The organism is Streptomyces sp. T12 (genome assembly GCF_028736035.1).
In the GTDB taxonomy this organism is placed as follows: domain Bacteria; phylum Actinomycetota; class Actinomycetes; order Streptomycetales; family Streptomycetaceae; genus Streptomyces.
On sequence record NZ_CP117866.1, the window covers coordinates 8,508,184 to 8,530,404 of the forward strand.

At 71.5% G+C, this 22,221-nt stretch carries 23 protein-coding genes and 1 pseudogene; 4 read left to right on the forward strand and 20 right to left on the reverse strand.

The features are described 5' to 3' along the window. Positions 1-28: 28 nt before the first annotated feature. The 16 genes from PBV52_RS38165 to PBV52_RS38235 all read right to left on the reverse strand — a co-directional run bounded on the left by PBV52_RS38165 (position 29) and on the right by PBV52_RS38235 (position 15,176). The gene (locus PBV52_RS38165; protein ID WP_274244973.1) at positions 29-769 is read right to left on the reverse strand and encodes a sirohydrochlorin chelatase; all 741 of its coding nucleotides are present in this window, start codon (positions 767-769) and stop codon (positions 29-31) included. A 6-nt stretch (positions 770-775) separates the two neighbouring features. Beyond that, a complete protein-coding gene (locus PBV52_RS38170; protein ID WP_274244975.1) occupies positions 776-1,666 on the reverse strand; it encodes an ABC transporter permease in 891 nt (296 codons plus the stop codon). Further along, positions 1,653-2,441, reverse strand: a complete 789-nt coding sequence (locus PBV52_RS38175) for an ABC transporter ATP-binding protein (protein ID WP_274244976.1) — start codon at positions 2,439-2,441, stop codon at positions 1,653-1,655. The genes PBV52_RS38170 and PBV52_RS38175 overlap by 14 nt, the downstream gene beginning before the upstream one ends. 43 nt (positions 2,442-2,484) lie before the next feature. Then, the gene (locus PBV52_RS38180) at positions 2,485-3,585 is read right to left on the reverse strand and encodes an aliphatic sulfonate ABC transporter substrate-binding protein (RefSeq protein WP_274244978.1); all 1,101 of its coding nucleotides are present in this window, start codon (positions 3,583-3,585) and stop codon (positions 2,485-2,487) included. 102 nt (positions 3,586-3,687) lie between these two features. Further along, on the reverse strand, positions 3,688-3,822 hold the full coding sequence (locus PBV52_RS38185; protein ID WP_274250026.1) for a hypothetical protein: 135 nt from the start codon (positions 3,820-3,822) through the stop codon (positions 3,688-3,690). 1 nt (position 3,823) lies between these two features. Then, positions 3,824-5,158, reverse strand: a complete 1,335-nt coding sequence (locus PBV52_RS38190) for a sulfate adenylyltransferase subunit 1 (RefSeq protein ID WP_274244981.1) — start codon at positions 5,156-5,158, stop codon at positions 3,824-3,826. Between the two features lie 2 nt (positions 5,159-5,160). Then, entirely contained in the window at positions 5,161-6,108 is a 948-nt protein-coding gene (gene cysD / locus PBV52_RS38195) for a sulfate adenylyltransferase subunit CysD (protein ID WP_274244982.1), read from the reverse strand. Continuing rightward, positions 6,105-6,641 (reverse strand): adenylyl-sulfate kinase, encoded by a 537-nt coding sequence (cysC, locus tag PBV52_RS38200; protein ID WP_274244985.1) that lies wholly within the window; start codon positions 6,639-6,641, stop codon positions 6,105-6,107. Before cysC ends, cysD begins: the two co-directional genes overlap by 4 nt. Positions 6,642-6,686: 45 nt before the next feature. Beyond that, positions 6,687-7,397, reverse strand: coding sequence for a phosphoadenylyl-sulfate reductase (locus PBV52_RS38205; protein ID WP_274244986.1), 711 nt, complete (start codon positions 7,395-7,397; stop codon positions 6,687-6,689). After that, on the reverse strand, positions 7,394-7,582 hold the full coding sequence (locus tag PBV52_RS38210) for a hypothetical protein (protein WP_274244988.1): 189 nt from the start codon (positions 7,580-7,582) through the stop codon (positions 7,394-7,396). The genes PBV52_RS38205 and PBV52_RS38210 overlap by 4 nt, the downstream gene beginning before the upstream one ends. Then, complete coding sequence (locus PBV52_RS38215) at positions 7,579-9,276, reverse strand: nitrite/sulfite reductase (RefSeq protein ID WP_274244990.1); 1,698 nt, start codon at positions 9,274-9,276, stop codon at positions 7,579-7,581. The genes PBV52_RS38210 and PBV52_RS38215 overlap by 4 nt, the downstream gene beginning before the upstream one ends. A 129-nt stretch (positions 9,277-9,405) precedes the next feature. After that, on the reverse strand, positions 9,406-9,489 hold the full coding sequence (locus tag PBV52_RS51900; protein WP_310591794.1) for a putative leader peptide: 84 nt from the start codon (positions 9,487-9,489) through the stop codon (positions 9,406-9,408). 126 nt (positions 9,490-9,615) lie between these two features. Then, positions 9,616-10,188 carry a GNAT family N-acetyltransferase gene (locus PBV52_RS38220; protein WP_274244991.1) on the reverse strand — a complete coding sequence of 191 codons (573 nt, stop codon included), beginning with the start codon at positions 10,186-10,188 and terminating at the stop codon, positions 9,616-9,618. Between the two features lie 64 nt (positions 10,189-10,252). After that, positions 10,253-11,542 carry a hypothetical protein gene (locus tag PBV52_RS38225; protein ID WP_274244993.1) on the reverse strand — a complete coding sequence of 430 codons (1,290 nt, stop codon included), beginning with the start codon at positions 11,540-11,542 and terminating at the stop codon, positions 10,253-10,255. Positions 11,543-11,697: 155 nt separating this feature from the next. Continuing rightward, entirely contained in the window at positions 11,698-12,987 is a 1,290-nt protein-coding gene (locus PBV52_RS38230; RefSeq protein ID WP_274244994.1) for a GAF domain-containing protein, read from the reverse strand. A 554-nt stretch (positions 12,988-13,541) separates the two neighbouring features. Next, the gene (locus tag PBV52_RS38235) at positions 13,542-15,176 is read right to left on the reverse strand and encodes an acyl-CoA dehydrogenase family protein (RefSeq protein WP_274244995.1); all 1,635 of its coding nucleotides are present in this window, start codon (positions 15,174-15,176) and stop codon (positions 13,542-13,544) included. 136 nt (positions 15,177-15,312) lie between these two features. On the opposite strand from PBV52_RS38235, the gene PBV52_RS38240 reads away from it, so the two are divergent. Then, on the forward strand, positions 15,313-16,473 hold the full coding sequence (locus PBV52_RS38240; RefSeq protein WP_274244996.1) for a YihY/virulence factor BrkB family protein: 1,161 nt from the start codon (positions 15,313-15,315) through the stop codon (positions 16,471-16,473). Positions 16,474-16,876: 403 nt separating this feature from the next. On the opposite strand, the gene PBV52_RS38245 is transcribed toward PBV52_RS38240, so the two are convergent. Beyond that, positions 16,877-17,728, reverse strand: coding sequence for an NAD(P)H-binding protein (locus PBV52_RS38245; protein ID WP_274244998.1), 852 nt, complete (start codon positions 17,726-17,728; stop codon positions 16,877-16,879). 80 nt (positions 17,729-17,808) lie between these two features. Here PBV52_RS38245 and PBV52_RS38250 point away from each other — a divergent pair, with 80 nt between their 5' ends. After that, positions 17,809-18,783, forward strand: a complete 975-nt coding sequence (locus PBV52_RS38250; RefSeq protein WP_274245000.1) for an AraC family transcriptional regulator — start codon at positions 17,809-17,811, stop codon at positions 18,781-18,783. A 42-nt stretch (positions 18,784-18,825) separates the two neighbouring features. Beyond that, positions 18,826-19,518, forward strand: coding sequence for a helix-turn-helix transcriptional regulator (locus PBV52_RS38255; protein WP_274245002.1), 693 nt, complete (start codon positions 18,826-18,828; stop codon positions 19,516-19,518). Here the strand turns inward: PBV52_RS38255 and PBV52_RS38260 are convergent. The 3 genes from PBV52_RS38260 to PBV52_RS38270 form a co-directional block, all read right to left on the reverse strand. Next, the gene (locus tag PBV52_RS38260) at positions 19,495-19,902 is read right to left on the reverse strand and encodes a VOC family protein (RefSeq protein WP_274245004.1); all 408 of its coding nucleotides are present in this window, start codon (positions 19,900-19,902) and stop codon (positions 19,495-19,497) included. The genes PBV52_RS38255 and PBV52_RS38260 overlap by 24 nt on opposite strands. A 109-nt stretch (positions 19,903-20,011) precedes the next feature. Beyond that, positions 20,012-20,644, reverse strand: coding sequence for a VOC family protein (locus tag PBV52_RS38265; protein ID WP_274245007.1), 633 nt, complete (start codon positions 20,642-20,644; stop codon positions 20,012-20,014). A 67-nt stretch (positions 20,645-20,711) separates the two neighbouring features. After that, positions 20,712-21,737 (reverse strand): DUF5954 family protein, encoded by a 1,026-nt coding sequence (locus tag PBV52_RS38270; protein ID WP_274245009.1) that lies wholly within the window; start codon positions 21,735-21,737, stop codon positions 20,712-20,714. A 143-nt stretch (positions 21,738-21,880) separates the two neighbouring features. Here PBV52_RS38270 and PBV52_RS38275 point away from each other — a divergent pair. Then, a pseudogene (locus PBV52_RS38275) lies at positions 21,881-22,210 on the forward strand (ThuA domain-containing protein); the annotation flags it as partial. Between the last annotated feature and the right edge of the window lie 11 nt (positions 22,211-22,221).

Below are 22,221 nucleotides of genomic sequence, written 5' to 3' on the forward strand. Positions count from 1 at the left end.
GGGCACTGCGTAAAGCGGACCGTCGCTCTCAGGCGCCCACGGCCGCCAGCACCGGTACCCCGGCCGCGTCGTACCGCTCCAACAGCAGCCGCGCCACCTCGGGCGCGGCCCCGAGCACGTCCGCCAGTACATCCGCCTCGGCCGCGCCCCGTGCGATGCGGTCCGGGAGGTAGCCCGGGGCCAGGACGTACGGGGCCACGGCCACACGCTCGCAGCCGAGCGCCCTCAGTTCGCGTACCGCGTCCTCGGTCCGGGGAAGAGATGCGGAGGCGAACGCAGGCCGCACGGCGCACCAACCGGTGTGCCGCCACTCCCGCGCGATTTCTGCGATCACTGCGATCGCCTCCGGGTCGGTGGACCCCGCCGAGGCCAGCACGACCCCGGTCGAGGACTTGTCGGCGGGCGTCAGCCCCGCCTCGTACAGCCGCCGCTCCAGCGCCGCCAGGAGCAGCGGCGACGGCCCCAGCACCTCGGCCTGCCGGATCCGCAGCTGCGGCGGCGCGTCCCGAAGGACCGCCGGGATGTCGGCCTTCGCGTGGAACGCCCTGGTCAGGAGCAGAGGCAGCGCTACGACGTCACGGACGCCCTCCGCTGCCAAGGATTCCAGCACTCCCTGCACCGACGGGATGTTGAAGTCCAGGAAGCCGGTCTCCACCCGCACGTCCGGGCGCAGCGAGCGCACCCGGCGTACCAGGGCATGCACGGTCGCGGCATGGCGCGGGTCACGGCTGCCGTGGGCGATGACGAGAAGAACCGGCTTCTTGAACACAGGGCTTCAGCTCCTAGCCAGCAGACCGCGGCTGCGCAGCACCCACCGCTCCAGCGGGCTGAAGATCAGCAGGTCGATGGCGATGCCGACGACCAGGATGAGCAGGATCGCGAAGAAGACCATGGACATGGAACTGTTGTTGCGGCCGTTCTCCAGGAGCTGGCCCAGGCCCACGCCCAGGTCGGGGTGGGAGGCGATGATCTCCGCCGCCATCAGCGAGCGCCAGGAGAAGGCCCAGCCCTGCTTCAGGCCCGCCAGATAGCCGGGCAGCGCGGCCGGCATCACGATGTGCCAGGTGCCCTTCAGACCCGTCGCGCCCAGCGTGCGGCCCGCTCGCAGGAACAGCGGCGGCACCTGGTCGACGCCGGACACCAGGCCGTTGGCGATGGAGGGGACCGCGCCGAGCAGGATGACGGCGTACATCATCGAGTTGTTCAGGCCCAGCCAGAGCACGGCGGGCGCGACCCAGGCCACCGACGGCAGGGACTGCAGGCCGGACAGGATGGGTCCGATGGCGGCGCGGACGAACTTCACGCGGGCGACCAGCAGTCCGAGGGGCGTGCCGATGGCGAGGGCCATGAGGAAGCCGAGCAGGCCGCGTGAGACGGACGTCCAGATGTAGTCGAAGAGCGTGCCCTGGAGCCAGGACTCGCGGACCTCGCCCCATACGTCGGACGGCGAGGGGAGCTTGTAGGCGGGGGCGGCCTCGGCCCACACCAGCAGCTGCCAGACCACCAGCACCAGCGCGATCGCGGTGACGGGCGGCAGCACCTTGCGGATCAAGGTCTCGCGCAGCGGCGTACGGCTCGTCTGGACCGTCTCCAGGGCGTCCAGGCCCGCTTCGACTCCGTCGAGGTCGTTGCCGTCCTTGACGGCGGTCGACTCAGTGCTGGCCATGGCGGCGGATCTCCCCACGCAGTTCTTCGGTGATCTCCCGGGACAGCTCCGCCACGGCGGCGTCCTCGATGCGGCGCGGCTGCGGGATGCCGACCGTCCACTCGCGCGCGATACGGCCCGGGCGGGAGGACAGCAGGACGACGCGCTGGGCGAGGCGGACCGCCTCGCGCACGTTGTGCGTGACGAAGAGGACCGACAGCTGCGTCTCGCGCCAGATGCGGGTCAGTTCGTCGTGCAGCACGTCACGCGTGATGGCGTCGAGCGCGGCGAACGGCTCGTCCATCAGCAGCAGTCGGCTGTCCTGGGCCAGGGCACGGGCCAGCGCGACCCGCTGGCGCATACCGCCGGACAGCTCGTGCACCCGCTTGCCGTACGCGCCCTTGAGCCGGACGAGTTCGAGGAGCTCCTCGGCCCGCTCGCGCCGCTCGGCCTTGGCGACGCCCCTGAGCTTGAGGGCCAGTTCGATGTTCTTGCCCGCGGTCAGCCACGGGAAGAGGGCGTGCTCCTGGAACATCAGCGCCGGCCGGCCGTCGGTCGTGATGCTGCCCGCGCTGGGCCTGTCCAGCCCGGCCACCAGGTTCAGCAGCGTCGACTTGCCGCAGCCGGACGCCCCGAGGAGGGTGACGAACTCGCCGGGCGCGACGTCGAGCGTGATGTCGTCGAGGACGAGCTGCTGCCCGGCGGGGCCGGCGAACGACTTCGAGACGTGGTCGATACGCGCGGCGTGCTCCACGGACGCATCCGTGTCGGCGGCCTTGGCGAGGGCGGTTGCCATGGTCGTCACCTCCTGGGAACTCGCGGAATCCGGAAAATGGGGCTTACTTGACGCCGAGACCGGCATCGTCGACCTCGGGCTCGCCCTCGGCCTTGAGGACCTTGTTCAGCGGAGTCAGGTCGTAGATGCCGGTCAGGTCCGGCTTCTGCAGCAGGCCCGCCTTGACCGCGTGCTCGGCCTCCGTGCCGAGCGTGGCCGCCAGCGGGTCGTCGGTGACGTGGATGGACTGCCACGCCGGGTCGAGCACATCGGCCGGCAGCGCCTTGCCGGTGTCGGCCTTCAGCTGGGCGTTCGCCGCGGCCTTCGCCTTCTCCGGGTTGGCGTCGATCCACTTGTTGATCTTCATGGAGGCACGCAGTACGGCCTCCACGGCCTTCGGGTGATCCTTCAGGAAGCTCTGCGACACGATGACGTTCGTGATCACGAACTTCTTGTCCGGCCACAGGTCGCCCTCGTCGAGGAGCACCTTGCCGCCCTCGGCGACCAGCTTCGACGCGGTCGGCTCGGGCACCCAGGCACCGTCGATCGAACCGGACCGGTAGGCGTCCGGGACGACCTTGTTGTCCGTGCGGACGACGGAGACGTCACCCTCGCCGCTCTGCGCGTCGACCTTCCAGCCCTGCTCGGAGACCCAGTTGAGGAACGCCACGTCCTGCGTGTTGCCGAGCTGCGGCGTGGCGATCCGCTTGCCCTTGACGTCCTTCAGGGACTTGATCTTCTCCGGATCGACGACGAGCTTCACGCCGCCCGACGCCGAACCGGAGATGATGCGCAGGTTCTTGCCGTTCGCCTTGATGTAGCCGTTGATGGCGGGGGAGGGGCCGATCCAGCCGATGTCGATGGACTTGGCGTTCAGCGCCTCGATCTCCGAGGGACCGGCATTGAACGGGACGTACTGAGCCGTCGTGCCGCCCAGCTCCTTCTGGAACAGCCCCTCCTGCCGGCCGACCAGCGCGGTGGCGTGGGTGAGGTTCCCGAAGTAGCCGATCTTCACCGAGTCCAGGCCGTCGACCTTGGGCGCCCCGGCTATGGCCTGCTCGGTGTTCTCCTTGGCCTGCGAGCCGTAGCCGCAGGCCGCGAGGGCGAGCAGCGGCAGTGCGGCCAGGACCGCGAGGGTCCGTCGCAGGGCGGGGGTGGCAGGCACGGGAGGTGTTCCTCTCGGTGGCCCGGCGCTCACGCCCGTATCAGGTCGTGGCCGGGGGGTCGGCGGATTTGTGCGGAGCGGCACACATGCGGTGCGCGCAGGTCAGCGCACACATCGCGCCACTCCGCCCTGCCCGCTGCCCAGAGCGCCGCTGCCGACACGGCCGCCCTCCTTCGCGAACGTGGAGTAGGAGTCGAGGGCCTTCACGTCAGTGGTCTGCATGTCAGTGGTCTGCATGTCAGAAGTCCCACCCGTCGTCCTCGGCCTCGTCCTTGACCGGCTCCGGCGCGGCGAACGACTCGCCGACCATGCCCGCGGTGAGCGTCGTGCCGTCGTTCGGGTCGATCAGGATGAACGAGCCCGTGCGGCGCGAGTCGGCGTAGGAGTCGACTGGCAGCGGCTCGGCGGTGCGGATCTTCACCCGGCCGATGTCGTTGGCGACGAGCTGTCCCGGGTGCGGGTGCAGGGACAGGTCGTCGAGCGTGAGCCGGGACGGGATGTCCTTGACGATCGCCTTGACCGTGCGGGTGCCGTGCTTGAGCAGCACGCGGTGGCCGACGGTCAGCGGGGCGTCGGCGACGTGGCAGACGGTGGCCTCGATGTCCTGGGTGGTCGCGGGCGCGTCCTTGGTCGGCACGAGCAGGTCGCCGCGCGAGATGTCGATGTCGTCCTCCAGCAGGACGGTCACCGACTGGGTGGTCCACGCGATGTCGACCGGCTCGCCCAGCAGGTCGATGCCGGAGATCTTCGACGTCCGGCCCGACGGCAGCACGGTCACCGACTCGCCGACGCGGAAGGAACCGGCGGCGATCTGGCCGGCGTAACCCCGGTAGTCGGGGTGCTCGGCGGTCTGCGGGCGGATCACGTACTGCACGGGCAGCCGGGCGTGGCAGTGGCTCAGGTCGTGGGTGACCGGGACCGTCTCCAGGTGCTCCAGGAAGGTCGGCCCGCCGTACCAGTCCATGTTCGCGGACGGGTCCACCACGTTGTCGCCGGCCAGCGCCGAGATCGGGATCGCGGTGATCTCCGGGACGCCCAGCTCCAGCGCGTACGCCGTGAACTCCTCGGCGATCGCGGCGAAGACGGACTCCTGGTAGTCGACCAGGTCCATCTTGTTCACGGCCAGCACCACGTGCGGCACGCGCAGGAGAGCCGCGATGGCGGCGTGCCGGCGGGTCTGCTCGACGACGCCGTTGCGGGCGTCGACCAGGATCACCGTCAGCTCGGCCGTCGAAGCGCCCGTGACCATGTTGCGGGTGTACTGCACATGGCCGGGCGTGTCGGCGAGGATGAACCGGCGCCGGGGCGTGGCGAAGTAACGGTACGCCACGTCGATCGTGATGCCCTGCTCGCGTTCGGCGCGCAGGCCGTCCGTCAGCAGCGCCAGGTCCGGGGCCTCCTGGCCGCGGCTCGCCGAGGCGCGCTCGACGGCCTCCAGCTGGTCGGTGAGGATCGACTTGGAGTCGTGCAGCAGCCGGCCGACGAGGGTGGACTTGCCGTCGTCGACGGAGCCCGCGGTGGCGAACCGCAGCAGCGTGGTGGCCGAGAGCTCCTCGGTCGTGGTCGTGCTCATGCTTAGAAGTACCCCTCGCGCTTACGGTCTTCCATCGCGGCCTCGGACATCTTGTCGTCGGCGCGGGTCGCGCCGCGCTCGGTGAGCCGGGAGGCGGCGATCTCGGTGATGACCTGTTCCAGGCTCACCGCGTCCGAGTCGACGGCACCGGTGCAGGACATGTCGCCGACGGTCCGGTAGCGGACGAGCCGCTTCTCGACCGTCTCGCCGTCCTTAGGCCCGCCCCACTCACCTGCGGTCAGCCACATGCCGGCCCGCTTGAAGACCTCGCGCTCGTGCGCGAAGTAGATCTCCGGCAGCTCGATGCCCTCGCGGGCGATGTACTGCCAGACGTCCAGCTCGGTCCAGTTGGACAGCGGGAACACGCGGACGTGCTCGCCGGGCGCGTGGCGGCCGTTGTAGAGGTTCCACAGCTCGGGCCGCTGCCGGCGCGGATCCCACTGCGAGAACTCGTCCCGCAGCGAGAAGACGCGCTCCTTGGCCCGCGCCTTCTCCTCGTCCCGGCGCCCGCCGCCGAACACCGCGTCGAACTTCTCGCTCTGGATCTTCTCCGTCAGCGGCAGTGTCTGCAGCGGGTTACGGGTGCCGTCCGGGCGCTCCTTGAGCACACCCCGGTCGATGTAGTCCTGTACGGAGGCCACATGGAGCCGCAGCCCATGTGCGGCCACCACACGGTCCCGGTACTCGAGGACCTCGGGGAAGTTGTGCCCGGTGTCCACGTGCAGCAGCGAGAAGGGGATCGCGGCCGGGGCGAACGCCTTCAGCGCGAGGTGCAGCATGACGATGGAGTCCTTGCCGCCGGAGAACAGGATCACCGGCCGCTCGAACTCGCCCGCCACCTCGCGGAAGATGTGCACCGCCTCGGACTCCAGCGCGTCCAGGTGCGAGAGGGCGTACGGGGAGGCCGTGCCGTCCTCGCCCCCCTTCACCGTGGCGACGGTCGTCGTCATGCCAGTCCCCTTTCGCTGAGCAGGGCGTACACCGACGCCGCGGACTCCCGCACGGTCTGGTTCTGGGACTCGATGCGCAGGTCGGGCGACTCGGGCTGCTCGTACGGGTCGTCGACCCCGGTCAGTCCGGTCAGCTCGCCCGCGGCCTGCTTGGCGTACAGACCCTTCACATCGCGTACGGAGCACACCTCGACCGGAGTCGCCACATGGATCTCCAGGTACGGCGCGCCGCTCTCCTGGTGGCGCTTGCGCACCGCGTCACGGCTGTCGGCGTAGGGCGCGATCACCGGGACGAGTGCCTTCACACCGTTACGGGCGAGCAGTTCGGCGAGGAAGCCGATGCGCTGCACGTTGGTGTGCCGGTCCTCGCGGCTGAAGCCAAGGCCCGCCGAGATGAACTCGCGGATCTCGTCGCCGTCGAGCACCTCGACGCGGTGGCCCTCCTCGCGCAGCCGACCGGCCAGCTCGTAGGCGATGGTGGTCTTGCCGGCGCTCGGCAGACCCGTGAGCCAGACGGTGGCTCCGCTCGTCACGTGGTTCTCCAAATTCGCAGAAGACGCAGAAAAGTCGGTCATGGGTCAGCCGTGCAGCCCGCACTCGGTCTTGGCGCGGCCGGCCCAACGGCCGGCCCGTGCGTCCTCGCCCTGAAGGACCCGGCGGGTGCAGGGCGCGCAGCCGACGGAGGCGTAACCGTCCATCAGCAGCGGGTTGGTGAGGACGCCGTGCTCGGTGACGTAGGCGTCCACGTCGTCCTGGGTCCAGCGGGCGATCGGGGAGATCTTCACCTTCTGGCGCTTCTCGTCCCAGCCGACGACCGGGGTGTTCGCCCGGGTCGGGGACTCGTCGCGGCGCAGCCCCGTCGCCCAGGCCACATAGCCCTTGAGGCCGCGTTCCAGCGGCTCGACCTTGCGCAGCTTGCAGCACAGGTCGGGGTCGCGGTCGTGCAGCTTCGGGCCGTACTCGGCGTCCTGCTCGGCGACCGTCTGGCGCGGGGTGAGGGTGATGACGTTGACGTCCATCACGGCCTCGACCGCGTCGCGGGTGCCGATGGTCTCCTCGAAGTGGTAGCCGGTGTCGAGGAACACGACGTCCACGCCGGGCATCGCGCGGGAGGCGAGGTGGGCGACCACCGCGTCCTCCATCGACGAGGTCACGCAGAAGCGCTTGCCGAACGTGTCGGTCGCCCACTGGAGGATCTCCAGCGCGGAGGCGTCCTCCAGGTCACGGCCCGCCTGCTCGGCGAGCGCCTTCAGATCCTCCGTCGTGCGCTCTTCCTGAGTCGCGGTCATATCCCGTCTCCCCCTGCGTCGTTGTGCTGAAGGCCCCGGGCGAGCAGCCCGAGGAACTTCAACTGGAATGCGCGGTTGCACGCCGCGCATTCCCACACGCCGTGGCTGCCTTCCAGGGCTTCACTCGGCCGGAGATCCTCGTCGCCACAGTAGGGGCAGTAGAAAGGGGCGGCCCGCTCGCTCATGACAGGGCCTCCTCGGAGGCGCGCGCGGCCCAGGTGGCGAACCGCTCGCCGTCCTCGCGCTCGTCCTGGAAGCGCTTGAGGACCCGCTCGACGTAGTCGGGCAGCTCGTCGGAGGTGACCTTCAGGCCACGCACCTTGCGCCCGAACCCGGCCTCCAGGCCGAGCGCGCCACCCAGGTGCACCTGGTAGCCCTCGACCTGCTCGCCCTTGTCGTTCAGGACCAGCTGGCCCTTGAGACCGATGTCCGCGACCTGGATACGGGCGCAGGCGTTCGGGCAGCCGTTGAGGTTGATGGTGAGCGGCTCGTCGAAGTCCGGGATGCGGCGCTCCAGCTCGTCGATCAGCGCGGCGCCGCGCGCCTTGGTCTCGACGATGGCGAGCTTGCAGTACTCGATGCCGGTGCAGGCCATGGTGCCGCGCCGGAACGGGGAGGGCTTGGCGGTCAGGTCCAGCGCCTCAAGGGCCTCGACCAGGGGCTCGACCTGCGCCTCCTCGACATCGAGGACGATCATCTTCTGCTCGACGGTGGTCCGGACCCGGCCCGAGCCGTGGGCCTCCGCGACCTCGGCGATCTTCGTGAGCGTGGCGCCGTCGACCCGGCCGACGCGCGGGGCGAAACCGACGTAGAAACGGCCGTCCTTCTGCCGGTGCACACCGATGTGGTCGCGCCAGCGCTCGGTGGGCTCGGCGGGCGCGGGGCCGTCGGCCAGCTTCCGCTTGAGGTACTCGTCCTCCAGGATCTGGCGGAACTTCTCCGGGCCCCAGTCCGCGACCAGGAACTTCAGACGGGCCTTCGTGCGCAGCCGCCGGTAGCCGTAGTCGCGGAAGATGCCGATCACGCCCGCCCAGACGTCCGGGACCTCCTCCAGCGGCACCCAGGCGCCGAGCCGGACGCCGATCTTCGGGTTGGTGGACAGGCCGCCGCCGACCCACAGGTCGAAGCCGGGGCCGTGCTCGGGGTGGTCGACGCCGACGAACGCGATGTCGTTGATCTCGTGGACCACGTCGAGGAGCGGGGAGCCGGAGATCGCCGTCTTGAACTTGCGCGGCAGGTTGGAGAACTCCTTGCTGCCGATGTACCGGTCGTGGATCTCGTCGATCGCCCAGGTGCCGTCGATGATCTCGTCCTCGGCGATACCGGCGACCGGCGAGCCGATGACGACGCGCGGGCAGTCGCCGCAGGCCTCGGTGGTGGACAGCCCGACGGCCTCCAGCCGGTCCCAGATCTCCGGCACGTCCTCGATGCGGATCCAGTGCAGCTGGATGTTCTGCCGGTCGGTGATGTCCGCGCTGCCGCGCGCGAACTCCTGCGAGATCTCACCGATCACCCGCAGCTGCTGCGTGGTGAGGCGACCGCCGTCGATCCGCACCCGCAGCATGAAGTACTTGTCGTCCAGCTCCTCCGGCTCCAGGATCGCGGTCTTGCCGCCGTCGATCCCGGGCTTGCGCTGGGTGTACAGCCCCCACCAGCGCATACGGCCACGCAGATCGTTCGGGTCGATGGAGTCGAAGCCACGCTTGGAGTAGATCGTCTCAATGCGTGTCCGCACATTGAGACCGTCGTCGTCCTTCTTGAACTGTTCGTTGCCGTTGAGCGGGGTGTAGTGCCCCGCGGCCCACTGACCCTCACCGCGGTGACGGCTCACCTTGCGGCGGGGAGTCGCGGCGGCAGGTTTCTGCGGGGTGGCGGCCATGGTTGTTACGTCCTTCGGGACAGGCGGGAAAGCGGCTCTGACCTGCGCGTACGGGCGCATGGGCATACGTGCGCGTCATTGCGCAGGAAGGAAAGCGAAAAGAGGGAGATGTCGGGCGCTGCGGGGCTGTCAGCGCGCCGGACAGATGGCGCTGGACATGCGGCCGAGGTCGACGTGCCGTCGACTCACCAAGGCGATTCCAGTTCCAGACATGACGGAAGCGTGTCACGGCGATCTGGACACAGTCCAGCTTCGTCCATTATGCGGACACCCTTGTCTCGAAGAGCAAGACAAGGGTGTTGTCGGTCACATGGCCCATATGGGCCGTTTCTGTCCAGGTCAGCCAGGGTACGCCCCCGGCCATGGGCCGGTCGGCGCCGCCTCGGCCTCCTCCTCGACCTTGGTGTCGAAGAGCTTGAAGCCGCGGCGCAGGTAGTTGTCCATGGCGTGCTCCCCGTCCTTGCTGCACGTATGCAGCCACACCCGCTTCGTCCGGGCCAGCCCCGGCCAGCGCTCCGCGAGGTCCCAGGCACGGGCGGCGCCGTACGCCAGCAGGTGCCCGCCGATCCGGCGTCCGCGGAAGGCCGGAATCAGGCCGAAGTAGACGATCTCCACGACCCCGTCGTCCTGCGGCTCCAGCTCCACATAGCCCGCGGGTGTCCCCCGGTCGTAGGCGACCCACGTCTCGACACCCGGACGCGCCAGATGCTCCTGCCACTGCGCGTACGTCCAGCCGAGCCGGTCCAGCCAGAGGATGTCCCCGCCCACCGACGCGTACAGAAACCGGCTGAACTCGGGCGAGGGCACCTCGGCCCGCACGATCCGCACGTCCCCCTCCGGGGCGGCGGCCGGCAGGACGTCGGTCGAGGAGGTCTGCTCCAGGGACCAGGTGGTCACGGGGATGTTGGTCATGGCGGCCAGGGAATCATCCGAATGACCGATCTGTCGATCGGCGTCCGCGACCGCTGGGCGGGCCCTAGCCCAGCGCCCGGTCGATCGACTCCAGGGGCACGGCGAACAGCATTCCGCCCGACTGGGACCAGACCTCGCCGGTCGCCTCCCAGTACGACAGGGGTCCGGCCTGGACGCCCCAGCAGCGGGGGGCCTCCTCGGAGCCGCAGCGGGTCGCCTCGGCGCCGTCGGTGTCCTGGCGCCAGATACTGCCGTGCCGGTCCGTGGCGCCCGGGGCTCGGCCCAGGTACCAGTCGGAGCGGTCCGTCCCGGTCGGCCGGTGCGAGAGCAGGCCCCTGATGCCGGACGCCTCCGTCTCGTACGCCTCGACCGCGTGCGCGGAGCCGGTGGCGTCGGTGGCCAGCAGGCCGGGGCGGGTCGGGTCCGTGCTGAAGTCGTAGCGCCACAGCCGGGCGTGCCGGTCGCTGTCGGCCGCGGTCCGTTCGCCCGCCACCAGGCTGTCGGGTGCCGTGCTGCGGTCGAGGGAGATGGCGCCGAGACGGGGAGCGGCGCTCCCGCCGGTCAGACGGTACGAGCCGACGGCCGGCAGGACGAAGCGCTGGCCGTGCGCCGACCAGCCGCCCCCGACGCGGCCCACCGCGGCGCTGTCGACGGTGGTGCGCTGGACGCGGTTCATGTCGTAGACGTACAGGCCGTCGGCGGTGGTGACCAGCAGCTTGTCCTGATACCAGACCATGCCGGAGAGGCGGGAGGTCAGAGCGCGGTAGTCGCGTCCGCCGTCCACCGGGACGACGAGGAGGGCCGAGGCGTACCTGAGGCGGGCCAGGTCGCCCGCGTCGACGAAGGCGACCCGGGCGAGGCCCCGGTCGGCGGTGCCCTGGCTCCAGCCGGCCAGCAGCACCCGGTTGTCGTTCCACCAGCCGTCGTCGTCGGCGTCCCCCGAGGTGGTGAGCGCCCCCGCCCGCCAGGTCCGGGTCTCGGCGGCGTCCCAGCAGTACGCGCGCGTGGCGGCCGGTGCGATCGGCAGCGCCGCGCGTTCGGTGGCCGTACAGCCGGCCGCGCCGCGCAGGCTGCGGTCGGCGCTCTCCAGGACGGCACGGACACCGACCGGCTTGCCCATCCCGGAGGCGAGTTCGTCGAGCGTGGCCTGCGGGACCAGCTGCTCGTGGAGGCTGAGGGCGCCGGTGTCGGCGGCCCTGGTGAGAGGCTCCAGTGCCCCGGGGTTGTCGCCGACCGTGGCCTGCGAGGCGCTGATCATCGTGGCGGCCGCGGTGAGCGCGAGGGCGGTTCCGGCCAGGAACGCGCGCACGGCGCGGCCCTGCTTGCGTCGACGGTGTCTGCCGCGGTGCTTCATCAAACCTCCCGAGGCGAGCCAACTGCCGCTATTGGTCTGCATGTTGACCAAAAGAGCAGGTGGGGTGGCTCGTAGAGGGATGCTACGGCAGTGAGGCACGCTTGCGGACGAAGACCCTGCAAATATGCGGAAGATGCCACTCGGGCAGGGCGGACTCAGGGCAGATCGGCCGAGATCCGCCCCCGCACCACCGCCGGTGCCGTCGAGTGCGGCAGCAGATCGCGCGGGTCGTCCGGCAGCAGCACCTCGATCTCCGCGTCCTCGCGGAAGCGGTACGGCCGATGCTCCAGGAACCCCCCGAGATAGCGCCGTACCCGCGACATCTCGGCGCGCACCGTCACCGTACGGCCCGCGTCGCCGAACATGTCCTCGGCCAGCCCCGCCGCGCTGCGGCCGGTGCGGTGCAGGGCCAGCAGATACAGCAACTCGGCGTGCCGGGGGCTCAGTTCATGGCTCCAGGAGCCCGCGCTGCCGGAGACCGTCACCGACCAGCGGCGCGCCTGCGTCAGGTCCAGGGCGATCCGCGTCGCCCCGGGCGGCATCGGCTCGTCGGCGGCCCGCAGCAGCCAGCCGCCGGCCAGCGGCTCCACCGAACACAGGCCGAGCGGCGGCAGCCACCGTCGGCCCGGCGACAGGGACTTGGGCAGCGCCATCCGGCGCGCGTACGGCATCCCGGTCACCGCGGCGGTCCAGCCGTCCCGGTCCACCACCAGGGCCCGCCCGGCCAGCCGGGCCAGCACCGGCGCCGCCACCGCGCGCAGCCGCTCCAGCGAGGTCAGATGCACCTCGCGCAGCCGGGCCTCGGCGAGCTTGGCCACCGAGTCGACCCAGGCGAGCGTGGCCGGGTGCATGGTCTCCAGCGGTCCGCTGACGTCCACCACGCCGATCAGCCGGCCGTCCCGCGGATCCGTGATCGGGGCGCCGGTGCAGGTCCAGGAGGTCTGCGAGCGCTGGAAGTGCTCGGAGGCGAAGACCTGCACGGGCCGACGCACCACCGCCGGAGTGCCCACCCCGTTGGTGCCGACGACGCTCTCGCGCCAGTCGGCGCCGAGTTCGAAGCCGAGGCCGTCGGCCTTGCGCAGCACGGAGGAGTTGCCCTCCCGCCACAGCACCCGGCCCTCGTCGTCAGCGACGACCATGATGTGGTGGGCGATGTCCGCGACCGACAGCAGGCCCTCGCGCAACACCGGCAGGACATGCCTGAGCACGGTGGTCTCCCGGCGCCGCTGCACCTCCTCGCGGGACAGCAGACCGGACCGGAAGTCGTGGTCGGGATCGACACCGCTGCGCAGCATGCGTGACCAGGACTGCTCGATCACCGGGCGCGGCGCGACGGCCGCGCGCCGGCCGGAGAGCGTGGCGGAGCGGACGTCGCTGAGTACGCGCGCCGCCCGCGCCGAGTCCACGGCGGCGAGCTGCGTCACGTCCGTCGGCGAGAGCGCCACGGGTCCCTCCCGGTTCGACTCGTACAGACCCTGTGTCTCATAGTGCCGTCCGTCGCTCCCGGAGGGACCCACTCCGCCCTCAGATGCCAACAAGTTGCAACCCCTTGCAACCCTGGTGGACTGCTCTGACCTGATTGAAACTTGTGCAACGCCGTCCCGAGCGGCGTTCGCGGCCTCGAACGGGCCATGGCGGGGGTGGTGCCGTGTCGGCGCAGCACCACCCCCTGCCTCCGGCGGTTGGGCCGCTTGCGCGACGGGGGGTGCCGATTGATGTTTCGTCGGCGACTGCGGGCCGGTTGTGGCTGGTCGCGCAGTTCCCCGCGCCCTTAGGCCCTGTCGTCGAATTCCCGCCTGCTGCGCGGCGTCTGGCACGCACTCCCCCAGAGGGGGGACCCCAGCCGTGTTGCCGAAACGCCCACGTGGCTCCTCGCCCACGCGAACCGAGCTTCGCCCGGCTCGCGTGGGGGCACCCCCATGACGCCGCGCAGCCCGCCCTCCGGGCGGACGACGGGAATTTGACGACAGGGCCTAGGTCGGCCGGTGTGCTGGACGTGTCAGGGCACTGGGCGGGCCCGGTCCACGATCGACGCCAGGTCCAGGCTGTGGGGCAGGGTGCCGAAGGCCGCGCCCCCGTCGCCTCCCAATCGTGAGGCGCAGAACGCGTCCGCGACCTCCGGGGGCGCGAACCGGACGAGCAGCGACCCCTGCAGCACCAGCGCGAGCCGCTCCGTCAGGCGCCGGGCCCGGGCCTCGATGCCCTCCAGGTCGGCGAGTTCGGTCAGCAGGCCCTTGATCGCTCCGTCCAGTCGGTGGTCGGCGCCGCGGGCCTTGCCGACCTCCTGGAGATAGGCGTTGAGTGCCAGGGGCTCCCGCTGCAACACCCGCAGCACGTCCAGCGCCTGGACGTTGCCCGCGCCCTCCCAGATCGAGTTCAGCGGCGACTCGCGCACCAGCCGGGGCATCCCGGACTCCTCGACGTACCCGTTGCCGCCCAGGCACTCGGCCGCCTCCACCGTCAGCGGCGCACACCGCTTGGTCACCCAGTACTTGGCGGCCGGCACCGCGATCCGCAGCAGTGCCCGCTCCTGCTCGCCGGCGTCGTCGTAGGCGGCCGCGAGCCGCAGCGCGAGAGTGGTCGCCGCCTCGGACTCGACGGCCAGGTCGGCCAGTACGTTGCGCATGAGCGGCTTGTCGACGAGCTTCCCGCCGAACGCCTCGCGGTGGTCACAGTGGTGGATCGCCTGCGCGACCGCCTGCCGCATCAGCCCCGCGGAGCCCAGTACGCAGTCGAGCCGGGTCGCCGCCACCATCTCGATGATGGTGCGCACCCCGCGCCCCTCGTCACCGACCCGTCGTGCCCACGTCCCGTCGAACTCGACCTCGCAGGAGGCGTTCGAGCGGTTGCCCAGCTTGTCCTTGAGCCGCTGGATCAGGAACACGTTGTGGCTGCCGTCCTCCAGCACCCGCGGCACGAGGAAACAGGAGAGCCCGCCCGGAGCCTGCGCCAGCACGAGGAACCCGTCCGACATGGGTGCCGAGCAGAACCACTTGTGCCCGGTCAGCTCGTACGACTCGCCGTCGGGGAGCGGGCGCGCGGCCGTCGCGTTGGCGCGTACGTCGCTGCCGCCCTGCTTCTCCGTCATGCCCATCCCGAACAGGGCCCCGGCCTTGAGCCGGGCGGGCCGCAGCTCGAGGTCGTAGATCATGGACGTCAGCCGCGGCTCCCACTCGGCGGCGAGGTCCGGTTCCGTGCGCAGGGCGGGTACCGCCGCGTGGGTCATGGACAGCGGGCAGCTGTTGCCGGCCTCGACCTGCGTCCACATGAGGAAGGCCGCGGCCCGCCGCACATGCCCGCCCGGCCGGACCCAGGCCGCGGTCAGCCCCGCCGCGACGCCCTTGCCGAGCAGCCGGTGCCAGGACGGATGGAACTCGACCTCGTCGATGCGGTGGCCGTAGCGGTCGTGCGTGCGCAGCCGCGGCGGATTCGCGTTCGCCAGCGCCCCCCACTCCTGCACCTGGGCCGATCCGCAGGTCCGCCCGAGCGCCGCCAGCTCGCTTCGGACCTCGTCCAGCAGCTCCGGGGCGAGGTGACGTTCGACGGCTGCGGTCAGGGCCCGGTCGGCGGTGTAGACGTCGTATCCGACCAGGGGCGGGGGCTGGTTGGTCACGGTGTGCGTGCTGCCTGCCATACCTGTGAACCTATCCCTCCGCGGGGCGCCGGTCTCCAGCCTGACACGGCACCGGCGTGGGGGAGCGGGCAGGTCGCGAGGGTGCGCACCCGGCGCCGCGATGAGTGCGCCCCCGTACGGCGGATACCTTTAGGTCGTGCAGCCAGCAAGTGAATCCCCCCAGCGGACCTCCGGTCGTCTCCACCGGGCGCGTGTCCTCTACCGGAACGTCTCCAAGCGCAGGACCGCCTGGCTGCTGATCAAGGACACCGTCAACTCCTGCATCGAGTACCGCATCCTGGGCCTCGCCGCCGAGGCCGCGTTCTTCACGCTGCTGTCCGTGCCGCCGCTGCTGCTCAGCATGATCGGCCTCCTCGGCTACGTCGACGACTGGACCGGCACCGACACCATCAGCAGCCTGGAGACCAACCTCATCGAGGCCTCGCGCACCGTCCTGTCCGACAAGGGCGTGCGCCAGATCGCCCAGCCGATCCTGGACGACGTGATGCACGGCGGCCGCCCCGACGTCATCTCCGTCGGCTTCCTGTTCGCCCTGTGGTCGGGGTCGCGCGCGGTGAACGTCTTCATAGACACCATCACCGTGATGTACGGCCTCGACGGCGTCCGGGGGATCGTCAAGACCCGGCTGGTGGCGTTCCTGCTGTTCATCGCCGCCCTGCTGATCGGCTCGGTGGCGCTGCCGCTGATGGTGGCCGGGCCGGACGCGGTCGTACGGATCGTGCCCTGGTCGGAGACCCTGGTGCAGGTCCTGTACTGGCCCGTCGTGATCGTCCTGTCGATCGCGTTCCTGACCACGCTCTACCACGTGTCCGTGCCGGTCCGCTCCCCCTGGATCGAGGACGTGCCCGGCGCGCTGGTCGCCCTCGGCATGTGGGTGCTGGGCAGCTTCCTGCTGCGCATCTACCTGACGAACACGATCGAGGGCGCGTCGATCTACGGCTCCCTCGCCGCCGCCGTCGCCGTGATGCTGTGGATCGGTGTGTCCGCGTTCGCCGTGCTCGTCGGGGCCGCGGTCAACGCCGCGATCGACCGGGTCTGGCCGGCCGCCGCGACGGCCGCGGCCCGCGCCGCCAACGAGCGGTTGCGCGAGGCCCAGGTCGCCGAGTACGTCGCCCGCCACGCCGCCGGCCGCGAGCCCGGGCTCGACGACCCCGACGACCCCGACATGCCGTCGGAGTTCCCCGAGCGGTGGTCCCGCTTCCTGCCGCCGGAGGACGTGTCGTCGCGGCTGCGGACCCATGTGAAGAGCACGCACACGCATCCCCCGCACAAGCCGGAGGACCACGGCAGGGACTGAGAGGGCCGACGGCCGGTGGGGCCCTGACGGCCGGGGACCCTGGCGTTCGGCACTGCCCGACTCCGCCGTCGGGGCAGGCGCCGTCGCGCGCGAGCGCAGTCGGGCGGGTGCACTCGCGGTGGAGTGCCGTGGTGTCAGCGGTGGGTGGCGTGGTCCGCGGGCCGTCGGGCTCGGTCGACGCCGGGCGGTAGCGGCCGACGGTTCACGCCTTCCACGTCCCGGCCGCGACGGCTGGGGGCCTGGCGTTCGGTAGTGCCCGATTCCGGCGTTGGGGCCGGGTGCCGTCGCGTGTGGGGGCCGTCGGGCGGGTGCACTCGTGGTGGAGTGCCGTGGTGTCAGCGGTGGGTGGCGTGGTCCGCGGGCCGTCGGGCTCGGTCGGTGCCGGGCGGCAGGGGCCGACGGTTCACGCCTTCCACACCCCCGCCGCCGCGGCCTCCCTCGCGAAGTCCCCGAAGTCCCGTGGCTCCCGGCCCAGCACCGCGCGGACGTCGTCCGTGACGTGGGCGTTGCGGCCGTCCATGAGGGCTTCGAAGACCTCCGTCAAGAGGTCCACCTCCTCGGGTGGGACGCCGAAGCCGGTCAGCGCCTCGCCGTAGGCAGGCACCGGGACCGGTGTGTACATGATCGTGCTGCCCGTCGCCTCGGAGATCTCCGCGACCGCCGCATGCCAGGACAGCAGCCGCGGCCCGGTCAGCTCCAGCGTCCGGCCCACATGGCGATCCCCGGCCGTCAGCACGGCCACCACGACGTCCGCGATGTCCCGCACGTCGACGAACGGCTCCTCCACCTCACCCGCGGGAAACACCAGCTCCCCGTGGACCATCCCCTCCACCAGCGGCCCCTCGCTGAAGTTCTGCGAGAACCACGCCGCCCGTACGATCGTCCAGTCCGCGCCGGACGACTTCAGCGCCTCCTCGGCCGGCAGCGCCTGGTCCTCGCCGCGGGCCGACAGCAGCACCAGCCGCCGTACGCCGAGCCCCACCGCCTCCCGGGCCAGCGCGCCGATGTCCTCGGCCGCCGCCGGGGAGCCGATGTCGGACGGGTACATCAGATACGCCGCGTCCGCGTCGCGCAGGGTCCGCGCCCACGTCGTCGGGTCCTCCCAGTCGAAGCCCTGCGCCCGGGACGCCGCCCGCACCGTGAGCCCCGCCCCGCGCGCCGCCCCCGCCACCCGGCTCCCCGTACGACCCGAGGCCCCGGTCACCACTACCGTCATCCGCTGCGTGTTCGCCGTCTCGGCTGCGTTGTCCGTCATGCCTCCAGTCAACGGTCGCGCGCCCCAACAGCCCATCGCTGAACGGCTCATTCCCATACGCGGACGTCTACGCTGACGACATGGACGCCCTTGCCGGCCTGTTGGAGGGCCCACGCGCGCGTGGCGCCTTCATGATCCGCGCCTGTTTCGAGCCGCCGTGGTCCATCCGCGTCGAGGACCGCGCCCCGCTCACCGTCATGGTCATGGTCCGCGGCGACGCCTGGGTGATCCCGGACCGGGGCGAGCGAAGCGAGATGGGGGTCCCCCCGGCCGAAGGCTGGGGGAGGATCCGGCTGCGCCCCGGCGACCTCGCCATCGCCCGCGGCCCCGACCCCTACACCTGCGCCGACGACCCCACCACCGAGCCCCAGGCCCTGATCCTGCCGGGCGCCGAGTGCCGCTACCCCGACGGCCGCTCCCTCAACGGCTCGATGGACCTGGGCGTGCGCACCTGGGGCGACCGGCTCGACGGCTCGGCCGTGATGCTGATCGGCACGTATCTGTGGCAGGGCGAGATCAGCGGGCGGCTGCTGAACGCGTTGCCTCCGCTGCTGTCCCTCACGGCCGATGTGTGGGACTGCCCCCTCACGCCGTACCTCATGGAGGAGATCGTCCGCGACGAACCCGGGCAGGAGGTCGTCCTGGACCGGCTGCTCGACCTGCTGGTCATCGCCGCGCTCAGGGCCTGGTTCTCCCGTCCGGAGGCGGAGGCCCCGGCCTGGTACCGGGCCATGGCGGACCCGGTCGTCGGCCGTGTGCTGCGACTCGTCCAGGACGACCCGGCCCACCCCTGGACGGTGGCCTCGCTGGCCGCCAAGGCGGGGGTGTCCCGGGCCGCGCTGGGCCGCCGCTTCACGGAACTGGTGGGGGAGCCGCCGATGACGTACCTCACGGGGTGGCGGCTCGCGCTGGCGGCGGATGCGCTGCGCGACACCGACGACACGCTGGATGCCCTGGCCCGACAGGTCGGCTATGGCAGTGCGTTTGCGTTGTCCAGCGCGTTCAAGCGGGTGTATGGGGTGAGCCCGCAGGAGCATCGGGCGCGGGTGGTGTGAGGAGCGGGTTTCGCCGCCCGGGCGCGTCGTAGGCTGGCGCATGTGTATGAGGAGAGGGCGTCTCGGCTCTCAGGTGCCGTCGTCTGGACGAACACTCCGTCCGGCACCGGCGTCGGGCCCGTCCTGCCCGACGGGTGCATGGATCTGCTCTGGAACGAGGGGCGGCTGCTCGTCGCGGGGCCCGACACGCGTGCGTACGTCACCGAAGGCGCGCCCAGTACCTGGCTCGGCGTCCGCTTCTACCCCGGCACCGCGCCCGGCCTCCTCGGCGTGCCGGCGCATGAGCTGCGTGACCGGCGCGTCGACCTCGCGGATCTGTGGCCGGCCTCGGAGGTACGGCGGCTGGGTGGTCGTATCGGGGCCGCGGCCGACCCCGTGACCGCGCTCGAAGACGTGGCGCTGGAGCGGGCCGCCGACGCGGAGCCGCCCGACCCGCTGCTACGAGGGGTGGTGACCGCCCTCGACGCGGGCCGCCCCGTCGCCGCCACCGCCGACGAACTCGGCCTCGGCTCCCGGCAGTTGCACCGCCGCTGCCTGACCGCCTTCGGCTACGGCCCCAAGACGCTGGCCCGGATCCTACGGCTGCAACGGGCCCTCGCCCTGGCGCGGGGCGGCGTGACCTTCGCGGACACGGCCGTGCGGGCCGGGTTCGCCGATCAGGCTCATCTGGCGCGGGACGTCAAGGAGTTGGCGGGCAGGCCGCTCGGTGAGCTACTCGGCCGGCGCGGCGGCTAGCGGCGCGAACAGGTCCACGCCGTTTCCGTCCGGGTCCTGGACGGAGGCGTACCGCTGGCCCCAGAAGGCGTCCCACGGCTTGAGCTCGCCGTGGTAGCCGGCGCCGACCAGTTCCTCGTACACCGTGTCCACCTCACCCGGATCCGCGCACCGCAGCGCCAGCGAGTGCCGGCCGCTCCCCGTGGGTGGCTGCCACTCGGGGAGGAAGGAGCGCACGGTCGCCTCCGTGTCGAGCAACAACCGCAGCCCGCCCGGCAGTTCCGCCTCGGCGTGCGGCTCGTTCTCGGCGCCGTCGGGGAAGGCGAAGCCGAGGCGACGGTAGAAGACGACGGAGGCGGCCATGTCGGAGACGACGAGGCCGATGGCATCGAATCGTGGAGTCATGCGGCCACCGTAGGCAGCCCGGTGACGGCCGGTCTTGTAGGAATCGGACACCCCGTCGGACCTCCGTCGGACACCCCGTCGGACCCCCGTCCGACAGCCCGGCGGGCGCCTAGTGGAAGGTCACGGGTCCCAGCGGTGTGTCCACCGTGAACGACATCCCCACCGGGCCCGTCGTGAGGTCGAGATCCGTGCCGAGGGCTGCCAGCAGGGGCCGGATCTCGTCCGGCTCGGGGGCGCTCGCGGACAGGGACAGCAGGGGCGTGGTGGGCAGGTCCGAGGCGGTGGGGTGGACCGTGGCGCTCCAGTCGATGAGGAAGGGGACCAGGCCGGAGGGGTGGGCGTCGTCGCCGTCGGTGAGCCGCCATTCGAGCAGGGTGCCGTCGGGTCTGCGGCGCCTCATCGCCTGCGCCGGGCCGGGGTCGTACCCCTGGGCCCGGGCGGCCGCGATCGCCGCGTCCAGGTCGGGCGGGCTGATCGCCCAGGTGACCGTGCGCGGGGCGGTGAGCCCGTCGACCTCGAAGGGGCGGGGCTGCCCGGGCGCGGACTGCTCGGGATCCGGGCCGATGATCTCCAGGTAGCCGGTGCCGCCCAGGGACACCAGATAGTTGCGGGTGCCGAGCCCGACGTGCACGCCGCCCGGGGCCGGGGCCACGCCGGTGCGTCGGGTGAAGTCGGCGACCGTGGCGGCCAGGTCCGGGGTCGCGAGGACGAGATGGTCCAGGAGTGGGGGGATGGCGTTCATCGCAGCCGAGGCTACGCAGAGCGGCCCGCGTTATGGAACACCTGTGCGCCAGGATGGTCCGGTGGCCTCACTCGTCGAAGACGACGGTGCCGTCCTCCAGCAGCGTCGGATGGATCTTCATCGGGCCGTACTCGTCGATGTCCGACGGGCGCGGGGTCTCCGGGCCGTCGGGGCCCATGCGCAGCAGGCGCTCGGCACGGCAGATCCGGAACACCCGGCCCGCCACATGGGCCTCGTCGGCGCGCTCGAGCGCCCGGAACTCCTCGGCCGCCTTCTCGTACACGGCCTTCTTCTCGTCGTCGAACTTGTAGAGCATGGGCCACATCTCGCTCATCGCGTCGTACAGCACGCGCCGGGCGTCGTGCGGGGTGGACTGGAGGGCGAGGGCCGGCTCCCAGCCGGTCCGTCCGCGCTCGACCACGGCGAAACAGGTGGGCAACAGCACGACCTGCGGGTGCGAGCGCACCGCCCGTTCCGACTCCCTGCGCAGGTCGAGGGGGAACCGCACGCCCCGGTACGCGAAGTCCCGCAGCGCCGCCAGCAGGGCGCCCGTCATCGGGCCGCCCTCCACACGGTCCGGGTCGAGGACGAAGTCCAGGTCGGGGGAGGGGGTGTGGTCGGCGCGCCGGTCCCAGGTCCGCTCCGCGGGCTCCGGGTCGGTGGGGCGGGGCGGCTCCAGCCGGTTGTGGTCGTCGCAGCGCGTGAACTCGTCCCCGCGCACGATCCGGTACCGGACCCCGCACGCCTCGACCTCGTTCACCGACTCCCGTTCCAACACGGCCACGGCGGCGAGCAGTTCACGCCGTACGGCGGGATCGTCGGTGTCGTCCTTCGCGCGGAACCACAGATAGGTGTTCAGCGAGTCCCGGCACATCTGCGGCATCCCGTTCACGACCGGCTTCAGCACCCGCCACTCGGGCCCCACCGCCGGCTCCTGCACCGCGACCCCGAACACCGGCCCACGCAGGGCGAACCCGGGATAGAGCAGAGAGGCGTCCACCGCGTCGGCCTCCCGCACCCAGGCGGCGGGGTCGTCACGGCGGATCAACTCGTCGTGGAGGGCGTGGATCTGTTGCTGCCAGTCATGGGTCATGCACGCATTGTTGGCGGGGCGGGTGCGCGCGCGGGGGTGAAGCGACCCAACAACCCGGGTTGTTGGAGTGTCCCGGTGATCCGAAATTTTCGGATCACCGGCAGTAGCGGGACCAAGCCCTCGGCTCCCCTGGGCTCGCCCGCATGGCCGCACGACTCCTCGTCCACACCCGCACCACCGCCTACCGGCACGACTCCATCCCGGCCGGCGTCGAGGCCGTCCGCACCATCGGCGACTTCGAGGCGGACCACACCGAGGATCCCGCCGCCGTCGAGAAACCCCTCGACGGTTACGCGGCCCGTCGTCTTCCTCTCCACCAGCGGCGAGGTACTCACCCCTACGACTTCCGCACCAACCCCCGCGGTGCGGTACGGGTGTTGGCCCGCGCCGACGAGTCGTCGTACGACGGTGGCGGCATGGGCGCGGACCATCCGCTGGTGTGGTGCCGCGAGCAGGGATCCGGACGCGTCTTCTACACGGCGCT